The 18,907-nt window shown below is 72.5% G+C and carries 15 protein-coding genes; 9 read left to right on the forward strand and 6 right to left on the reverse strand.

Annotated elements, in window-relative coordinates; translation table 11 throughout:
- Nucleotides 1-19 precede the first annotated feature (19 nt).
- Both V2W30_RS30590 and V2W30_RS30595 read left to right on the forward strand, forming a co-directional pair.
- Nucleotides 20-1,534: a hypothetical protein gene (locus V2W30_RS30590; RefSeq protein ID WP_338701574.1), complete on the forward strand. Its 1,515-nt coding sequence runs from the start codon at nucleotides 20-22 to the stop codon at nucleotides 1,532-1,534.
- Nucleotides 1,531-3,186 carry a phosphodiester glycosidase family protein gene (locus V2W30_RS30595; protein ID WP_338701576.1) on the forward strand — a complete coding sequence of 552 codons (1,656 nt, stop codon included), beginning with the start codon at nucleotides 1,531-1,533 and terminating at the stop codon, nucleotides 3,184-3,186. Before V2W30_RS30590 ends, V2W30_RS30595 begins: the two co-directional genes overlap by 4 nt.
- 77 nt (nucleotides 3,187-3,263) lie before the next feature.
- On the opposite strand, the gene V2W30_RS30600 is transcribed toward V2W30_RS30595, so the two are convergent.
- The 6 genes from V2W30_RS30600 to V2W30_RS30625 all read right to left on the reverse strand — a co-directional run bounded on the left by V2W30_RS30600 (nucleotide 3,264) and on the right by V2W30_RS30625 (nucleotide 10,555).
- Nucleotides 3,264-5,396, reverse strand: coding sequence for a 3-hydroxyacyl-CoA dehydrogenase NAD-binding domain-containing protein (locus tag V2W30_RS30600; protein ID WP_338701578.1), 2,133 nt, complete (start codon nucleotides 5,394-5,396; stop codon nucleotides 3,264-3,266).
- Nucleotides 5,393-6,619, reverse strand: coding sequence for an acetyl-CoA C-acyltransferase (locus V2W30_RS30605; RefSeq protein WP_338701580.1), 1,227 nt, complete (start codon nucleotides 6,617-6,619; stop codon nucleotides 5,393-5,395). Before V2W30_RS30605 ends, V2W30_RS30600 begins: the two co-directional genes overlap by 4 nt.
- 66 nt (nucleotides 6,620-6,685) lie before the next feature.
- Nucleotides 6,686-7,471 carry a ferritin-like domain-containing protein gene (locus V2W30_RS30610; RefSeq protein WP_338701582.1) on the reverse strand — a complete coding sequence of 262 codons (786 nt, stop codon included), beginning with the start codon at nucleotides 7,469-7,471 and terminating at the stop codon, nucleotides 6,686-6,688.
- A 165-nt stretch (nucleotides 7,472-7,636) separates the two neighbouring features.
- Nucleotides 7,637-8,923 carry a ribonuclease D gene (locus V2W30_RS30615; RefSeq protein ID WP_338701584.1) on the reverse strand — a complete coding sequence of 429 codons (1,287 nt, stop codon included), beginning with the start codon at nucleotides 8,921-8,923 and terminating at the stop codon, nucleotides 7,637-7,639.
- 99 nt (nucleotides 8,924-9,022) lie between these two features.
- Complete coding sequence (locus V2W30_RS30620) at nucleotides 9,023-9,685, reverse strand: response regulator transcription factor (RefSeq protein ID WP_338701586.1); 663 nt, start codon at nucleotides 9,683-9,685, stop codon at nucleotides 9,023-9,025.
- 228 nt (nucleotides 9,686-9,913) lie between these two features.
- Complete coding sequence (locus tag V2W30_RS30625) at nucleotides 9,914-10,555, reverse strand: DUF3000 domain-containing protein (RefSeq protein WP_425244614.1); 642 nt, start codon at nucleotides 10,553-10,555, stop codon at nucleotides 9,914-9,916.
- A 181-nt stretch (nucleotides 10,556-10,736) separates the two neighbouring features.
- Here V2W30_RS30625 and hemE point away from each other — a divergent pair, with 181 nt between their 5' ends.
- The 7 genes from hemE (at nucleotide 10,737) to V2W30_RS30660 (ending at nucleotide 18,891) form a co-directional block, all read left to right on the forward strand.
- A complete protein-coding gene (hemE, locus tag V2W30_RS30630; RefSeq protein ID WP_338701589.1) occupies nucleotides 10,737-11,816 on the forward strand; it encodes a uroporphyrinogen decarboxylase in 1,080 nt (359 codons plus the stop codon).
- A gap of 128 nt (nucleotides 11,817-11,944) precedes the next feature.
- Nucleotides 11,945-13,318, forward strand: coding sequence for an MFS transporter (locus V2W30_RS30635; protein ID WP_338701590.1), 1,374 nt, complete (start codon nucleotides 11,945-11,947; stop codon nucleotides 13,316-13,318).
- A gap of 13 nt (nucleotides 13,319-13,331) precedes the next feature.
- The gene (locus V2W30_RS30640; protein ID WP_338703829.1) at nucleotides 13,332-14,537 is read left to right on the forward strand and encodes a CoA transferase; all 1,206 of its coding nucleotides are present in this window, start codon (nucleotides 13,332-13,334) and stop codon (nucleotides 14,535-14,537) included.
- Entirely contained in the window at nucleotides 14,534-15,751 is a 1,218-nt protein-coding gene (locus V2W30_RS30645; protein ID WP_338701592.1) for an acyl-CoA dehydrogenase family protein, read from the forward strand. Before V2W30_RS30640 ends, V2W30_RS30645 begins: the two co-directional genes overlap by 4 nt.
- 19 nt (nucleotides 15,752-15,770) lie before the next feature.
- Nucleotides 15,771-16,739: a LysR family transcriptional regulator gene (locus V2W30_RS30650; RefSeq protein WP_338701594.1), complete on the forward strand. Its 969-nt coding sequence runs from the start codon at nucleotides 15,771-15,773 to the stop codon at nucleotides 16,737-16,739.
- Between the two features lie 10 nt (nucleotides 16,740-16,749).
- Nucleotides 16,750-17,847, forward strand: coding sequence for a LysR family transcriptional regulator (locus V2W30_RS30655; RefSeq protein ID WP_338701595.1), 1,098 nt, complete (start codon nucleotides 16,750-16,752; stop codon nucleotides 17,845-17,847).
- Between the two features lie 249 nt (nucleotides 17,848-18,096).
- On the forward strand, nucleotides 18,097-18,891 hold the full coding sequence (locus V2W30_RS30660) for an enoyl-CoA hydratase-related protein (RefSeq protein ID WP_338701596.1): 795 nt from the start codon (nucleotides 18,097-18,099) through the stop codon (nucleotides 18,889-18,891).
- Nucleotides 18,892-18,907 lie beyond the last annotated feature (16 nt).

Consider the following 18,907-nt stretch of genomic DNA (forward strand, 5'->3'; position numbering starts at 1 on the left):
CGCTCTGACCGCTGCCGCCGTGGGTGCCTTCGCAGGCCCCGCCGGCGCGCAGGACACGCCCCTGTCCGTCACCGGACTCCCCTCGCAGATCGCCGTCACACCCGTGACCAAGGACGGCGCGAAGCAGCCCCGGCAGCTCACGCTCTCGGTCGAAGGCGGAGCACAGGCACCGAAGGAGTACGTGCTCCGTCTCGACCTCGGCGGCCTCAAGGGGGTCGCGGACGTCGACGCGAAGCCGTGCGAGGTGGTGGCCGAACAGGCCACGTGCCGGATCAAGGTGACCGATCCTGACCGCGTACCGGGTGTGTCCCTGAAACTGACCGCAGCGAGCGGCAGCAAGGCGGGGGACTCCGGCGCTCTCCGGGTGGCGGGCGAGGCGGACGGGCGTGAACTGAAGGCGTCCGACGCCACGGTGCAGATCGGCGGGGCGAACCTGGTGACCGCGGGCCCGCGGTTCACGAACAGGCCGAGCGTGGGGGACAAGCTGCCGCTGCCCGTCTCCTTCCGCAACGTGGGCAGCGCACCGGCCTCGGGCGTGCTGATGGTGTTCCGCTCCACCGAGGGCGGCAAGCCCGTGGGGCGCTTCGCCAACTGCGAGTACAGCGAGCGCAGTTCCTTCGCGGAGAAGCACTACTGGCTGTGCGCCTTCGACGTCGATGTGCCGGCCGGGGCCGAGTTCGCGCTGCCCGAGGAGGCGGCGGTCGAGGTCGGCGCCGCGGCGTTCCACGACATGGTGCAGGTCTCGGTGTTCCCCGACGCTCCCGGAATGCGGGACTACCTGCGTGCGGGGTACGCGTACGAGCAGGGCAGCGGACCCCGGTTGAAGCTGCGCGCGCCGCAGGAGGTGCGGCAGTACGGCAACGACAACACGTGGGACTCCACCTTCTACGTGACCAACGCCGCGGACCTCTCCGTCACCGGGGCCCAGGTCAGCGGCAAGGTGGGGGACGAGGTGACGGCCGAGCTCGGACTGCGCAACCACGGCCCGGCCTGGCTCGGGGACGTCCAGGACCCGACGGAATTCGCCTCGCTCCAGGCCGAGTTCCCGGACGGCGTCACCGTCGTCGACGTGCCCAAGGGCTGCTTCCGTGGCACGCCGGGCACCTACTCCTGCTCGGTCGGCCCGCTGGCCTCCGACGCCGAGCTCTCCTTCGCGTTCAAGCTGAGGATGACGAAGCCGCTGAAGGAGACCCAGGGGAAGGTCCGGGTGCTCCAGGCCGAATGGTCCGCGTACGACAAGAACGGGACCAACGACGCCGCGCACATCACCTTCACCGCCTCGTCCGGCGAGAGTCCCAGTGCCTCCACCGGATCCAGCGCCACGCCCGGCACAGGAGAAGCGACAGGGGAGGCCTCGCCCGGCACCGCGTCCCCGTCGGCCTCTGGCACGTCCGCCACCCGTCCGCAGGACGGTGACCTGGCATCGACCGGCGCCGGCCCGGCCCTGTGGTGCGCGGCCCTTGCCGCCCTCCTCATCGGTGGCGGCGTCGCCGTCCGCGCAGCGACGCGCAAGCGCCGGACGCAGCACTCATGAGGATGCCCCGCGGAGCCCGGCGCCGGCTCACCCACCTCCTCGCCGTCGTCCCGCTCCTCGCGGCCGTCGTGCTGCTGCCGCAGAGCCCGGCCGGCGTCGCACGCGCGGCCGACGGTGGCCGGATGCCTCTCGGCCCCGCCGACCTGGCCACTCAGGCCGGGGACGTCCGTACCCTCGCCACCGGGGTCACGTATCAGACGTACACGCAGGGCACCGCCTCCGACCGCTGGACCGTCTGGGCCCAGCGGGGCGACGGGACGGAGACCTTCGGCAGCAAGACGGCCGCCGAGGCCTTCGCGGCGCAGCTCGCCGCCGAGGGCTTCAGTGGTGCCCTAGACACTTTCACCGCCCCGGCCTCGGCCGACACCGCCGGCGGGGTGGTCGGCTACGGCGTCCGCGTGGGCTCCTTCGCGCCCGATCTGAAGGCATCGGCGGACCGACTCGCGGGCTGGTTGGAGACCGCGGGCTTCAGAGCCCGCGTCATCTACACGGCCCAGGACGGCAATCCCAGCAGTGGCCCCTGGAAGGTCCATGTCGTTCGTGTCGCGCCGACCGCCGACGTGACGTTCAAGGCGGTGCACGGGACCGACGTGTCCACGTCCGAGACCGTGCGGAGCATGGCCACGGCGAGTGGTGCCCTCGCTGCCGTCAACGGCACCGAGTTTGATATCCATACGTTCCTCGGGTCGACGTACGAAGGCGTTCCCCAGGGCCTCTACGTCCAGGACAACGCCCTTCTCGGAGCTGCCAACAACGGCCGCACGGCCCTCCTCCTCGAAGGTGCGGGTTCCCGGGTCCGAGTCGCCGAAGTCACGTCCACCGTGCAGGTCACGGCGCCCAACGGGGACGTACGGGTTCTCGACGGCGTCAACCGGGTCCCCGGCCGGATCCTCGGCTGCGGCGGCGTGGGTGGCGACCGGGTCTCCATGAACGGCGTGCAGACGGAGACGGAACGCCCCTGGCGCAACCAACTCTGCGGCGACGACAGCGAGATCGTCGTCTTCCGCCCCGAATGGGGAAGCACGACTCCCGCACCTACCGACGACGGGACCAACAGTGTCGACGTCGTCATGAACGGGAACTGGACCGTCCAGCTGATCCGACGGCCGGCGGGCGGTGCGATTCCGGCGGGCGGTCGCGTCCTCCAGGGCACCGGCGAGGGCGCCGACTGGCTGCTGCAACACGCCCAGGTGGGCTCGGTGTTCAAGCCCGGTGCCTCGATCAAGGACGCCCAAGGCGGCTCCGTGACGAGTCCGACGCTCTCCGCCGTGGCAGGCGGCGGACCCGCTCTGGTGCGCGACGGCGAGATCTTCCTCAACACCAAGGCGAACGGTATGACGAACTTCGCGTACGGGCCCAACAACACGCTCGTACAGCGTCATCCGCGCACCATGGCAGGTGTCACGGCGTCCGGAGAGCTCCTCCTGGTCACCGTCGACGGCCGTGACCCGGCCACCAGCGTCGGGGTCACCTGGCCGGAGGCAGCCGGGGTCATGAAGTGGCTGGGCGCCACCGACGCCGTCGGTCTCGGCAGCGGCGGCGACGCGACGATGGTCACCGGCGGCACGCTCGCCAACCGCCCGATGGACGACTGGGGTTCCCCGACCGAGCGGAAGGTCAGCACCGCGGTGGTGGTCGTCCCCAAGGAGTGAGGGACAGCACGGATGCGCCGACGGCCGCCCCCCCCCCGCAGGGGAGAGCGGCCGTCGGTGGAACCGGATCAGGTCGATCAGGCGGGGACGGAAGCCACGCCGGCCTCCAGGAACCGCTTCCCGTTGACCCGCTCGCTCACGCCCTCCCGGTCCAGGTACGGCGTGATGCCGCCCAGGTGGAAGGGCCAGCCCGCGCCCGTGATCAGGCAGAGGTCGATGTCCTGGGCCTCGGCGACGACGCCCTCGTCGAGCATGAGCCCGATCTCCTGGGCGACGGCGTCGAGGACGCGGTCGCGGACCTGCTCCTCGGTCAGGACGACATCGCCCTGCTTGAGGAGGGCGGCGACCTCGGGGTCGAGCTCCGGCTTCCCGGAGTCGTACACGTAGAAGCCGCGCTTGCCCGCCTTGACGACGGCCGCGAGGTTCGGGGAGACCGTGAAGCGCTCCGGGAAGGCGCGGTTCAGGGTCTCCGAGACGTGCAGACCGATGGCCGGGCCGACCAGTTCGAGCAGGACCAGCGGCGACATCGGCAGGCCGAGCGGCTCGATGGCCTTCTCGGCGACCTCGACCGGCGTGCCCTCGTCGATGACGTTCTGGATCTCGCCCATGAAGCGGGTCAGGATGCGGTTCACGACGAACGCCGGGGCGTCCTTGGTGAGGACCGCGGTCTTCTTCAGCTTCTTGGCGACACCGAACGCCGTGGCCAGCGCCGCGTCGTCGGTCTGCTCGCCACGCACGATCTCCAGGAGCGGCAGGATCGCGACCGGGTTGAAGAAGTGGAAGCCGACGACCCGCTCGGGGTGCTTCAGCTTCGACGCCATCTCGGAGACCGAGAGGGACGAGGTGTTCGTGGCGAGGATGGCGTGCGCCGGGGCGACCGCCTCCACCTCCGCGAAGACCTGCTGCTTGACGCCGATCTCCTCGAAGACGGCCTCGATGATGAAGTCGGCGTCGGCGAAGCCCTCGGCCTTGTCCAGGACACCGGAGACCAGGCCCTTGAGGCGGTTGGCCTTGTCCTGGTTGACGCGGCCCTTGCCGAGCAGCTTGTCGATCTCGGCGTGGACGTAGCCCACACCCTTGTCGACGCGCTCCTGGTCGATGTCGGTCAGGACGACCGGCACCTCCAGGCGGCGCAGGAAGAGCAGGGCGAGCTGCGAGGCCATCAGGCCCGCGCCCACGACGCCGACCTTGGTGACCGGACGCGCGAGCGACTTGTCCGGCGCACCGGCCGGACGCTTCGCGCGCTTCTGGACGAGGTTGAACGCGTAGATGCCCGCGCGCAGTTCGCCCCCCATGATCAGGTCGGCGAGGGCCTTGTCCTCGGCGTCGTAACCCGCCTGGAGGTCGCCGTCCTTGGACGCGGCGATGATGTCGAGCGCGCGGTACGCGGCCGGGGCGGCGCCGTGCACCTTGGAGTCGGCGATGAAGCGGCCGCGCGCGACGGCCTGGTCCCAGGCCTCGCCGCGGTCGACGTCAGGACGCTCGACCTTGACGTCGCCCGTGAGGACCTGCGCGGTCCACAGGAGTGACTGCTCCAGGAAGTCCGCGCCCTCGAACAGCGCGTCCGCGATGCCGAGTTCGTAGACCTGCTTGCCCTTGAGCTGCTTGTTCTGGTTCAGGCTGTTCTCGATGATCACCGAGACGGCCTTGTCCGCGCCGATGAGGTTCGGGAGCAGGGTGCAGCCGCCCCAGCCCGGCACCAGGCCGAGGAAGACCTCGGGCAGCGAGAACGCGGGCAGCGCCTTGGAGACCGTGCGGTACGTGCAGTGCAGGCCGACCTCGACGCCGCCGCCCATGGCGGCACCGTTGTAGTACGCGAAGGTCGGCACGGCCAGGCCCGCGAGGCGCTTGAAGACCTCGTGGCCGCCCTTGCCGATGGCGAGCGCGTCGTCGTGGTTCTTCAGCAGTTCGACGCCCTTGAGGTCGGCGCCGACCGCGAAGATGAACGGCTTGCCGGTGACACCGACACCGACGATGTCGCCGGCCGCGGCCTCCGCCTCCACCTGGTCGATGGCGACGTTCAGGTTCGCGAGCGAACCCGGGCCGAAGGTCGTGGGCTTCGTGTGGTCGAAGCCGTTGTCCAGCGTGATGAGGGCGAACCGGCCCGCGCCGTGCGGGAGTTCGAGGTGGCGTACGTGCGCCGACGTGACGACCTCGCCCGGGAACAGCTCGGCCGCGCCCTTCAGGAGCTCAGCGGTGGTGGTGCTCACTTGTCGCCTCCGGCGTCCTTGTGGTGCGGGTTCTCCCAGATGACCGTGGCGCCCATGCCGAAGCCGACACACATCGTGGTCAGGCCGTAGCGGACCTCGGGCTGCTCCTCGAACTGCCGCGCCAGCTGCGTCATCAGACGTACGCCGGAGGAGGCGAGGGGGTGGCCGTAGGCGATGGCGCCGCCGTACTGGTTGACGCGCGCGTCGTCGTCCGCGATGCCGTAGTGCTCCAGGAACGCGAGCACCTGGACCGCGAAGGCCTCGTTGATCTCGAAGAGGTTGATGTCCTCGATCGACAGGCCCGCCTTGGCGAGGGCCTTCTCCGTGGCCGGGATCGGGCCGTAGCCCATGACCTCCGGCTCGACGCCCGCGAAGGCGTAGGAGACGAGGCGCATCTTCACGGGGAGGTTGTTCTCGCGGGCGAAGTCCTCGCTCGCGATGATCGAGGCGGTGGCGCCGTCGTTCAGGCCCGCGGCGTTGCCGGCCGTGACGCGTCCGTGGGTACGGAACGGCGTCTTGAGGCCGGCCAGGTTCTCCAGGGTCGTGCCCGGACGCATCGGCTCGTCGGCGGTGACCAGACCCCAACCGGTCTCGCCCACCTCGGCGTTGGTGTTGCGCACCGAGATCGGGACCAGGTCCTGCTGGATCTTGCCGTTCGCGTACGCCTTCGCCGCCTTCTCCTGCGAGCGCACGGCGTACTCGTCGGCGCGCTGCTTGGTGATGGTCGGGTAGCGGTCGTGCAGGTTCTCGGCGGTCATGCCCATGAACAGGGCGGACTCGTCGACGAGCTTCTCGCTCACGAACCGCGGGTTCGGGTCGACGCCCTCGCCCATGGGGTGGCGGCCCATGTGCTCGACACCACCGGCGATGACGGCGTCGTACGCGCCGAACGCGACGGAGCCCGCGGCCGTGGTGACGGCCGTCAGCGCGCCCGCGCACATGCGGTCGATCGAGTAGCCGGGGACCGACTGGGGGAGGCCGGCGAGGATCCCGGCCGTGCGGCCGAGGGTCAGACCCTGGTCGCCGATCTGCGTGGTCGCGGCGATGGCGACCTCGTCGATCCGCGCGGGGTCCAGGTTCGGGTTGCGGCGCAGCAGCTCCCGGATGGCCTTGACGACGAGGTCGTCGGCGCGGGTCTCGTGGTAGATGCCCTTCGGGCCCGCCTTGCCGAACGGGGTGCGGACGCCGTCGACGAAGACGACGTCCCTGACGGTACGAGGCACGATGGCTCTCCTCCAAGATGCGGGACGGCACTGCCACGGCGCGCGACTGAGCGCGCGCTCACACCCTCATGCTACTTGCGGGTAACCATGCTGCCCAGTCCCCACGGCCGGAGCGGCGAAGGTCACATCCCGGCCCGCGATCACCGCGGCCATGACGGCGGACGACGCCACGATGTCCCGGACGAAGACGGACCGGGTGACGCCGCACCTCCGCAGAGCCGCGCCGTGGTCCACGGCGACCAGCACGGCGGCCCCCGCGAGCAGCAGCCGCCAGCCCCCGGTCACCGCGTACCGCGCGGGCCGCGGCACCCGGGCGAAGCCCTCGCGCAGCCGGCGGCAGTGGAACGGCACGTGCCGCTCCTCGTCGGCCAGGATCCGCCCGGCGACCTCGCGGAGCAGCGGATCGGCGCCACCGTCGCGCAGCGCCCGGTAATAGCGCAGTGCCACCGCCTCGGCCACCATCAGGACGAGCAGTTCCAGCCGCAGCCCGAGCAGCCGGCGCAGCCGCACGAACACGGTGTCGCTCCAGTGCGACTCCAGCGTCCGCGCCCCGCCGGCCTCCAGGAGGAGGGCGAGCAGCCGGGCGTGGTTCTGCTCCTCGGCGACGAACAGGTGCGCGGCGGCGGTGTACTGGGCGTCTCCGGCCCGCGCCGCCTTGCCGAGCAGCTCGGCGCCGTCCCCGTCCTCGCCGACCTGGAACCGCTGGAGGCTGCGGACCAGCGAGGGCGGCAGCCGCGCGCCCCGCTCCCACGCCGGATCCCCCCGCCGCGCCCGCCGCTCCCGCTCGGCCTCGAAGGCCCGTACCCAGTCCCCGTACCCCTGCGTCTCCCGGTCCCGCCCCTTTTTGAACATGCTCAGAAAGTAGCGAGAGGTGAGCGCGTTCAGAACGGTCCGGATGTCCTGACTCTGCAACAACACCCGTCACGACGACCCCACGGCGAAGGCCCCGGCCTCGTACGCGACGTACGAAGCCGGGGCCTCGATGCACCAGCCGGAGGGAGCGAGGGGGCGGACGGCTCAGCCGCGCGCCGCCTTCAGGGCCGCCACGAGCACGGGCGTGACCTGCTCGACCTGCCAGCGCCGCGCCCCGTGCGAGGCCAGGGCTGCGGCGACGGAGTCCGCGTCCACCACGGACGGCGGCTCCCAGCACACGCGCCGCACGGTGTCCGGCGTCATGAGGTTCTCCTGCGGCATGTTCAGCGTCTCGGCGAGGGCCGACACCGCGGTCCGCGCCGCCGACAGCCGGGCCGCGGCGGCCGGGTCCTTGTCCGCCCAGGCGCGCGGCGGCGGCGGTCCCGCGATCGGCTGGCCGGGCTGCGGCAGCTCGGCCTCCGGCAGCTCCCTGGCCCGGTCGACGGCGGCCTGCCACTGCTCCAGCTGACGCCGCCCCATCCGGTGCCCGAATCCGGGCAGCGCGGCCAGCGCGTGCGCGTTCACCGGCAGGGAGAGCGCGGCCTCGACGATCGCCGTGTCCCCGAGGACCTTGCCCGGCGACACGTCACGCCGCTGCGCGATCTTGTCCCGCGCGGTCCACAGCTCCCGTACGACGGCCATCTGCCGGCGGCGACGCACCTTGTGCATGCCGGACGTGCGGCGCCACGGGTCCTTGCGGGGCGGCGCGGGCGGCGCGGAGGCGATCGCGTCGAACTCCTGGTGGGCCCAGTCGAGCTTGCCCTGCCGGTCGAGCTCCTTCTCCAGGGCGTCCCGCAGGTCGACGAGGAGCTCCACGTCGAGCGCCGCGTAGCGCAGCCAGGGGTCGGGCAGCGGGCGCGTCGACCAGTCGACGGCCGAGTGGCCCTTCTCCAGCTGGTAGCCGAGGACGCTCTCGACCATGGCGCCGAGTCCCACGCGCGGGAACCCGGCGAGGCGTCCGGCCAGCTCGGTGTCGAACAGCTTGGTGGGCACCATGCCTATTTCGCGCAGACAGGGCAGATCCTGAGTGGCGGCGTGCAGATCCCACTCGGCGTCGGCGATGGCCGCGCCGAGTCCGGACAGGTCGGGGCAGGCGACCGGGTCGATGAGCGCGGAGCCCGCACCCTCGCGGCGCAGCTGCACGAGATACGCGCGCTGCCCGTAGCGGTAGCCGGACGCGCGCTCGGCGTCGACGGCCACGGGTCCGGTGCCCGCGGCGAAGGCCGCGACCACCTCGGCGAGCGCGTCCGCGTCGGCGATCACCGGCGGGATGCCCTCGCGCGGTTCGAGAAGGGGGATCGGCGCCTCTTCAACAGATCCGCCGTCGTCCGGAGGGGCGCCTCCGGTGGTGCGCAGTGAACTGTCTGCTGCGGTCTCTTGGGCGTCGGTCACCTGTCAAGGGTATCTGTGAACGGACGACGCCCGTCGACGGAACGTTCCGTCGACGGGCGTTGAAGAGCCGTAAACCGGAAAGATCCGGCCACTCTTGGATCAGTGGATGATTCCGGTACGGAGGGCGACCGCCACCATTCCGGCACGGTCACCCGTGCCGAGCTTGCGGGCGATCCGGGCGAGGTGGCTCTTGACGGTCAGGGCGGACAGGCCCATCGAGACGCCGATGGCCTTGTTCGACTGGCCCTCGGCGACGAGCCGGAGCACCTCCACTTCACGGCCCGACAGCTCCCGGTAGCCGCCCGGGTGGCTCGGGGCACCCGGGGGGCGGCGGTGCATACGGGCGGCCGCGGACCCGATGGGGGCGGCGCCGGGACGGGTGGGCAGACCGATGTTGGTCCGGGTGCCGGTGACGACGTAGCCCTTCACGCCGCCCGCGAGGGCGTTGCGAACGGCGCCGATGTCGTCGGCGGCGGAGAGGGCGAGGCCGTTGGGCCAGCCCGCGGCTCGGGTTTCGGAGAGGAGCGTCAGGCCGGATCCGTCGGGGAGGTGGACGTCGGCGACGCAGATGTCACGGGGGTTGCCGATGCGGGGACGAGCCTCCGCGACGGACGAGGCCTCGATCACGTCACGCACACCGAGCGCCCAGAGATGGCGCGTGACGGTGGAGCGGACGCGGGGGTCGGCCACGACCACCATCGCGGTCGGCTTGTTCGGGCGGTAGGCGACCAGGCTTGAGGGCTGCTCGAGGAGAACGGACACCAGGCCTCCTGGGGTGCGGGGACGAACCGTGCTGTCAAGGTCACAGGTGTCTTCGGCAGCAAACCCGCCCGCCTTTAGAGAAAGATCACGATTTAGTGAGTAACAATTCACGCAATTCGGACACAGTATCGATCATCCGAAGATCGAACCGAATCGGAACCGCACCGGAACGAGCGAAGGCCGCGCCGGGCAGACGCTCGACGCGGCCGAAAATGATCGGTTCTGAATCTACGAAGGATGCGGTCCGCGGCGCTGCGGAAGCGTGACCACGGCCCCCTCCGAGCCGTGGCCCCCGGCCGCGGGCGGCAGACCCGCGATCTGACAGAGCAGTTCGCACCACGCCGCGAGGTGCGCCGCCGTGTCCGGGACGCCGCCCAGACCCTCGCGCGGCGTCCACGACGCGCGGATCTCGATCTGTGAGGTCGGCGGCCGGTCACCGATCCCGCCGAAGTAGTGCGAGCCGGCCCGGGTGACCGTCCCGGACGGCTCCCCGTACCCGAGGCCGCGGGCCTGCAACGCGCCGGTCAGCCACGACCAGCAGACGTCCGGCAGCATCGGATCCGCCGCCATCTCCGGCTCCAGCTCCGCGCGCACCAGCGTCACCAGGCGGAACGTGCCGCGCCACGCCTCGTGCCCCTCCGGATCGTGCAGCAGGACGAGCCGGCCGTCGGCCAGGGCGTCGTCATCGTCCGCGGGGTCGACGACCGTCGCCTCCAACGCGTAGGAGAAAGGGGCCAGGCGCTGCGGCGGGCGCGTGGGGTCGATCTCGATCTCCCGCCGCAACCGCGCCGACCGCAGGGCGTCGACCGCCGTGCGGAACGCCGGCGGAGTGGAGGGCGCCGTGTCGTCCTTCTTCTGTGCAGCGTTCATGTCCCGAGCGTTCTGCCCCTCCCGCACCGATTCACTCATCCCGTCCGCGCCGTTCGACCGTCGTACCTGAGCCGCAGCCATGCGGGGAAGGTTAAGGGGAACGAGGCCTTCGCGCAGGCAAGGACACCCGCCGCCCGACACCCTTCTCGGCAGGGCGCGCGGGCGTGCGAGACTTTCCGACGTGAGTGCCAACACCCTGCCCACGGGCCAGCAGCCGTCAGCGACGTACGAAGCCACCAAGGATTCCGCCTTCCTCAAGGCGTGCAGGCGCGAGGCCGTGCCGCACACTCCGGTCTGGTTCATGCGGCAGGCGGGGCGTTCGCTTCCCGAGTACCACAAGGTGCGCGCGGGCATCCCGATGCTCGAGTCCTGCATGCGGCCCGAGCTGGTCGCCGAGATCACGATGCAGCCGGTCCGCCGGCACAACGTCGACGCGGCGATCTACTTCAGCGACATCGTCGTGCCGCTCAAGGCCATCGGCATCGACCTCGACATCAAGCCCGGCGTCGGCCCGGTCATCGCGAACCCGATCCGCTCGCGCGCCGACCTGGCCCAGCTGCGGGACCTGACCCCGGACGACGTCCACTACGTCACCGAGGCCATCGGCCTGCTCACCGCGGAACTCGGCGCCACCCCGCTCATCGGCTTCGCGGGCGCGCCGTTCACCCTGGCCAGCTACCTCGTCGAGGGCGGCCCGTCGCGCAACCACGAGCACACCAAGGCGCTCATGTACGGCGACCCCGAGCTCTGGGCCGAGCTGCTCGACCGGCTCGCCGAGATCACCTCGACGTTCCTGAAGGTGCAGATCGAGGCCGGCGCGAGTGCCGTGCAGCTGTTCGACTCGTGGGTCGGCGCGCTCGCCCCGGCCGACTACCGGCGCTCCGTCATGCCCGCCTCGCAGAAGGTGTTCCGGGCCGTCGAGTCGTACGGCGTACCGCGCATCCACTTCGGTGTCGGCACCGGTGAGCTGCTCGGCCTCATGGGCGAGGCCGGTGCGGACGTCGTCGGCGTCGACTGGCGCGTGCCGCTCGACGAGGCCGCGCGCCGCGTCGGCCCCGGCAAGGCGCTCCAGGGCAACTTCGACCCCGCGATCCTCTTCTCCACGCAGGCCGCGGTGGAGGAGAAGGCGCGCGAGGTGCTCGACGCCGCCGCCGACCTGGAGGGCCACGTCTTCAACCTCGGCCACGGCGTGCCGCCGAACACCGACCCGGACGCGCTGACCCGGCTCGTGGAGTACGTCCACACGCAGACCGCGGTGTGAGACCCGCGGGGACGCTTCGGAATCACCGAAGGGTCCCTGCGGAAAGCGGCCATTGTTCGCGGCCTCCCCCTCCGATTCCCTGTGCTGTGCGTCACCCGACCCGGTGACGCACGACCGTGGAGGTGGACGTGACCGCGCATGCAGCGCCGCAGGCGACGGCCGGGACCGGAACAGCACAGGAGTCCGGACCCGGTCGGGGGGTGACCCCGAGGGACTGGTGGATCATCGGTCTGCTCCTGGCCTTCTTCACCCTCAACTTCGCCGACAAGGCGGCCATCGGGCTCGCCGCGCCGGACCTGGAGAAGGACCTCGGGCTCACCGCCGGTCAGTACGGCCTGATGTCCAGCGCGTTCTTCTGGCTGTTCGCCGCGGGTGCCGTGGTCCTCGCGCTGTTCTTCCGGCGGATCGGCTGGCGCTGGTCCGCGGCCGCGCTGATGATCGCCTGGGTGGCGAGCATGGCGCCGCTGACCGTACCCACCACGGTGACCGTGGTGATCGCGTCGCGGATGGTCCTCGGCTTCTTCGAAGGGCCCGCGCACGCCCTGTGCCAGTCCGTCGTCGCGGACCGCTTCCCGTCCGAGCGGCGCGCCTTCGCCGGCGCGATCGTCAACGCGGGCTCCTCGGTCGGACCGCTGATCGCCACCCCGCTGCTCACCTGGATCATCGTGACGTGGACGTGGCACGCCGCGTTCACCGTACTCGTCGCGGTCGGCGCCCTGTGGGCGGTGGTCTGGCTCGTCGTGACACGGCGCGAGCCCGGCATGGGACCGCGCGAGAGCGCCGCTCCCGTCGCGGAGGAACCCGACCCCAACGGCGACATCGACGTCCCCCTGTACGTGCTCCTGCGCACCGGCAGCTTCTGGGGGCTGGCCCTGCTCTCCTTCGCCGGCTACCTCATCACCTCGCTGAAGGTGTCCTGGCTGCCGTCCTTCCTGCACGACGGGATGGGCTACTCCCGTGGCACGGTCGGACTGCTCGCCACCCTCCCGTACGGCTGCGCGATCGTCGTGCTGCTCACCGCCGGGTGGCTGTCCGGGCGCATGCTGCGGGCGGGCCGTTCGGCGCGGGCCGCGCGCGGGTTCCTGACCATGGCGTTCCTGTGCTTCGCGGGCCTCGCCATGATCGCCTTCACCCGGGTTCCGCCGGGCGGACTCCAACTGGCCCTGGTCGTCGCCGCGTTCTCGATCAACAGCGTGGCGTTCTCCGTCGCCTTCGCGGGCGCCGCCGACTTCCTGCCCCGTAAGCACCGGCCCGGATTCTTCGGCTGCATCATCGCGGCCTACAGCGTCGCCGGGATCATCGCGCCCTGGCTGCTCGGCGCCATCGTGGACGCCGCCGACACCGTCTCCCAGGGCTACGCCGACGGATTCCTCGTCGTCGGCATCACCATCTGCGTCTTCGCGGTGGCCGGCGGCCTGCTCCTCGACCCGGGGCGCTCGCGCGCAGTGCTGCTCGCCGAGACCGCCCGGCGCCGCGCCGCCGCCACCGAGGCCGCCCGATGACCCCCTCACCGGACTGCGCGTCGTCGACTTCGGCCAGTACATCGCCGCGCCCGGCGCCGGACAGAACCTCGCCGACCTCGGCGCCGACGTCATCAAGGTCGAGCCGCCCGGCGGCGACCAGGCGCGCGGCATCGGACCCTTCGGCCAGGCCATGGTCCGCGCCAACAACCGCGGCAAGCGCAGCCTCGCCGTCGACCTGCGCGACCCGGCCGGGCACGCCGTCGTCCGCGATCTCGTCGCCTCCGCCGACGTGGTGCTGCACAACTTCCGGCACGGCGTCAGCGAACGCCTCCGGCTCGACGCGGACACCCTGCGCGCCCGCCACCCCCGCCTCGTCTACGGCTTCGTCACCGGGTTCGGGACCCGCGGCCCGTCGGCGTACCGGGTGGGCCTGGACATCGCCGCACAGGCCGAGTTCGCCGTCATGGACCTCACCGGGGAGGCGGACGGCGACCCGCAGCGCGTCGGCTTCACCGTCGCCGACGTGCTCGCCGCGCAGGCGCTCACGTCCGGGGTGCTCGCCGCGCTGCTCCAGCGCGCGACCACCGGCCGCGGCGACGTCGTGGAGACCTCGCTCATGGAGGCGGTCGTCCACGCGCAGGCCGCCACCTGGGCCGAGTACGAACTCGCCGGCGCGGCCCCGCGCCGACGTGGCAACGGCCAGGCCCTCGCCGCCCCCGCCGCCGACCTCGTGCGTACGCGCGACGGCGGGACGCTCGTCGTCTCCGCGTACACGCAGGAGAAGTTCGCGGCGCTGTGCGAGGCCATCGGCCGCCCCGGACTCGCCAGCGACCCGCGGTTCGCGACCAATCCCGACCGCGTCGCCCACCGCCCCGCGCTGCTCGACGCCCTGCACGACACGCTCGGCCGGCTCGACCGCGCCACCGCCCAGGAGCGGCTGCGGGCGGCCGGCATCGTGTGCGGCGCCGTCCGCCGCTTCGACGAGATCGTCGACGACGCCGACCTGCTGGCGTCCGGGATCGTCGCCGACTGCCCCGACGGACGGGGCGGCCGCACGGCGCCCACCACCCCGTTCTCCCTGGGCGGCCGGCGCCCCACGCGCACACCGCCCGCGCCCCGCACCGGCGAACACACCGCCCGCGTCCTCGCCGAACTCGGCCGCAGCGAGGACGAGATCCGGGCCCTGATCGACAGCGGCGCTGTGCGCGCCGCTCCGCGCGACCCCGCCGCCCACGACCTCACGGAGGAACCCGCATGATCGACCCCGACGTCCTCACCCTCGACTTCGAGGCGTACCTCGCGCGGGTGGCCGCCCTCACCGACGACGTCCTCATCCCCGCCGAGCGGGAGATGGTGGAGGCGGGCGCGGTCCCGGACCACGTACTCGACGCGCTGGCCAGGGGCGGCCTGTTCGCGGTGTCCATCCCCCGGCGCCTCGGCGGCCTGGAGTGGACCATGACCCAACAGGTGCGGCTCACCATGGAGTTCACCCGCGCCTCCTGCGTCTACCGGTCCCGGTTCTCCACCGTCATCGGCCTGTGCTCGCAGGCGATCCTCGACCACGGCACCGACGCGCAGCGCGAGGGACTGCTGCCGAGGATGGCCGCCGGTGAGCACGTCACCGCGTTCGCGCTGACCGAGCCCGGCGCCGGATCGGACGCCGCCTCGCTGACCACCACGGCCCGCCGCGTCGACGGCGGCTGGGTCATCGACGGCCGCAAGCGGTACATCACCAACGCCCACTGGGCCGACGAACTGGTCGTCTTCGCGCGGACCGGCGCACCCGCCGACGGCGCCGCCGGTGTCTCCGCCTTCCTCGTGCCCCGCGCCACCGAGGGCGTACGCACCAGCCTGCCCACCCGGATGAACGGGCACGCCGAGGCCCCCGTCGCCGAGATCGAGCTGACCGGCGTACGGGTGGCCGACTCCGCCCTGCTCGGCGGCCGGACCGGCACCGGGTTCGCGGCGGCGCTGCGCGGCATCAACCACGCCCGCCTGCACGTCGCCGCGACCTGCGTCGGCCAGGCCACCCGCATGCTGGAGGAGACCTCCCGGCACCTGTCCGACCGGGAACAGTTCGGGGCGCCGCTCGCCGATCTCGGCGCCGTCCAGGCCGACCTCGGCCGCTGCTTCGCCGACCTGGAGGCCGCGCGGGCCCTGACCATGGAGGCGGCCCGCGCCTTCGACTCCGGCACCGTGCCGCGCCACCGCATCGCCGCCGCCAAGCTGTTCGCGTCCGAGATGGCGAGCCGCGTCGCCGACCGCTGCGTCCAGCTGATGGGCGGCGAGGGCATCGTCGGCGACCACCCCGTACCGCGCATGTGGCGCGACGTGCGGGCGCTGCGGATCTATGAAGGGTCCTCGCCGGTGCACGAGCGCAACCTCGGCCGGGCCGTGAACCGGCAGGTGGGACGGGATGGCACGCTCCCCGACACGTACCGTGTCACCCGCCGGTCTGCCGTAGAGGTGTAGGCCGCGGAGGAGGGAACCGGTGGAGCTGAGACAGCTCGAACACTTTCTGGCGGTCGTGGACCACGGCGGGCTCGGCCGCGCCGCCGAGCACCTGTATCTGTCGCAGCCCACCCTCTCCGGCTCGATCCGGTCCCTGGAGCGGGAGCTGAAGGTCGAGCTGTTCCACCGCACCGCGCGCCGCCTCGCCCCCACCTCCGCGGGCACGCAACTGGTACCGCTGGCCCGCCGCGTCCTGGACGACGTGGTCGCCGTCCAGGACGCGATGCGCGGCGCTCGCGAGGTCGGCGGCGGCGTGCTCACCGTGATGTGCACGCCCGACATGTCGGCGGAGGCGGTGGCCGCCTGGGCGGGCGGCTTCACCCGCGAGTACCCGGCCGTCCGGCTCGACATCAGCGAGGTCGACTCCCGCCACGCGCTGGTGGCGGCGGTCGCCGACGGGCGCGCCGAACTGGGCTTCACCCTCGCCCCCGACGACCTGCGCAGCGACCTGGCCTTCATCGAACTCGGCGTGCAGCGGCTGCTGCTGGTCCGCCCCGGCGGCCGCCGTCCGGCCACCCGCGACGGTCGCGCCCCGCTCGACGGCATCGGCGACCTGCCGCTCGCCCGCCGCCAGGTCGCCCGCAACGAGGAGGACGCCGTCCAGGCCGCCCTCGCCGCGCACGGCGTCGACCTCACGACCGGCGCCACCGTGCCCAGCCGCAGCGCCCAACTGGCTTTCGTCCTCCGCTCCGGGTTCCAGGCGTTCCTGCCGCTGCGGATGTGCGCGGCCGCCCTGGACGCGGGGGCCTGCGTCGTCGAGACGGATCCGCTGATCGAGTCCCCGTTCGGCGTCGTGCACCGGGCCGGCGTCCTCGCGCCCGCGGCCCAGCAGTTCGTGACCGACGTACGCGACGCGCTGCGCGGCTGGTACGAGACGATCGCCGCTCACCGGGCGGCCGGGCTCGACCTGGTCGACGCGGTCGTCGCGGCGCGCGACGCGGCGCTCTGAGGCCGCGGCCATGGACTTCAGACAGCTCGAGTACTTCCTCGCCGTCGTCGACCACGGCGGTGTGCACCGCGCGGCGGACGCCCTGCACGTCGCCCAGCCGTCGCTGTCGCAGTCGGTACGCAGACTGGAGAAGGAGCTGCGCACCCAGCTCTTCCACCGGGTCGGTCGCGGTCTCGTCCTCGCGCCCGCCGGCGAGGCCCTGGTCGGGCCCGCCCGGCAGGTGCTGCGCGATCTCGACCAGGCCAGGGAGGCTGTGCGCGAGGTCGGTGACGTCGAGGGCGGACGGATCGACATCGCGGGCCTGTCGGCCGTGTCGACGGACCCGCTGTCGGTGTGGGTCGCGCAGTTCCGGGTGCGGCGGCCGCAGGTGCGACTGCGGGTGGAGGAGCGCGACCGGCACGCCGAGGTGGTCGACCTCGTGAAGTCGGGCGCCTGCGAACTGGGCGTCACCGTGCTGCCCACGCCGTACGACGGGCTGGCCCAGGAGTTCCTCGTCGAACAGCACTTCATGCTGGTCCTGCCGCCGGGCTGCGAGCAGGACCTGCCGGACGCGGTGCCGCTGGCGGCGATGCGCGACGTGCCCCTGGTGATGGGGGAGCGCAACACGGCGAGCCGCGAGTACGTGGAGTCCGTGCTGCGCGCCCACGGCGTGGAGCCCGCGGTGGTCGTCGAGGTGCCGCAGCGGGGCGCGGTCGTCCCCATGGTGCTGTCCGGCGCGGGCGCCGCGATCCTGCCGCTGCGGGTCGCGCTGGAGGCCCGGCAGCGCGGCGCCGTCGTACGGGACCTGGCACCGCACACCTCCTGGCGCGTCGGTGTCGTCCACCGGCCGGGGCGGCTCACCCCGGCGGCCGCGGCGTTCCTCGCGCACACCCAGGACCGGCTCGCGTCCTGGTCCCGGGCCGTGGAGCGGCGGATGGCGGCCGGCGAGTCCCTGGTCGAGGCGTCGGCCGCCACCATGGCCGCGGTCGAACAGCGGCAACGCGAACGCTTCCGGCGCTCGCTGCCGGTCCGGGTCGACGCGCCGGACGGACCGGACGGACCGGACGTGCCGGACGGACCGGACGTGCCGGACGGACCACCGCATGGCACGGCACCTACGGATCGATAGGCGGGGGCGGTCGGCCCCGTTCGGCGGTGAGGGTCGATGTGCGCGGTCGGTCGGGTTCGGCGGTGAGGGTCGATGGGCGGGGGGCGGTCCCTTGGGTTCGGCCGTGAGGATCGATAGGCGCGGACAGTCGGTCCGGCTCGAATTGGGTCTTGGACCCTCCCGGTCGGCAGGCGCTTCGATGGGAGGCACATCAAGTCCGGCCTCGGGCCCGCGACTTGAGAGCCGCCGCACCGCACCTGGAGGTCCGCCATGTCCGCGCAGGTCACCTGCTCCATCGCCGGATCCGTCGCGACGGTCGCGCTCCGCAACACCGAGCGCCGCAACGCCGTGTCCGTACAACTCCTGCGCGAGCTCTCCGAGGTGCTCGGCGACCTGGAGGCGAGCCCCGAGGTACGGGTCGTCGTCCTCACCGGATCCGGCTCGGCGTTCAGCGTCGGCGCCGACCTCGCCGCCCCGCCCGAGGCCAGGTCGCTGCGCGGCGACTCGGTCGAGGGCGACACGGCGCGGCTGCGCCGGGCGGGCCGCGTCGTGCAACAGCTGCACCACATGCCGCAGGTCACGGTCGCCGCGATCAACGGCGCCTGCGCGGGGGCCGGGTTCTCCCTCGCCCTGGCCACGGACCTGCGGATCGCCGCCGAGGGCGCGGTGTTCAACACGGCCTTCCTCAACGCGGGCCTCTCCGGCGACTTCGGCGGCATCTGGCTCCTGACCCGGCTGCTCGGCGCCGCCCGCGCCCGCGAACTGTTCCTGCTGCCCGGCAAGTTCGACGCGCGCCGCGCCGCCGCGCTCGGCCTCGTCATGGAGGTCGCGCCGGACGGCGAGCTGGAGAAGACCGTCGAGGGGATCGCCGGCCGGCTCGCGGCCTCGGCGCCGCTCGCGGTGCGCGCCATGAAGCAGAACCTGCTCGACGCCACCACGGTGCCGTTCGCCGACTACCTCGGCCCGGAGACCGACCGGATGGTGCGCTGCTTCCACTCCGAGGACGCCCGCGAAGCCGCCGCGGCGTTCCTCGAACGTCGACGGCCCGTCTTCACCGGCCGCTGACCTTCCTTCCGCGCGG

It is taken from the genome of Streptomyces sp. Q6 (genome assembly GCF_036967205.1).
GTDB lineage: Bacteria > Actinomycetota > Actinomycetes > Streptomycetales > Streptomycetaceae > Streptomyces > Streptomyces citrinus.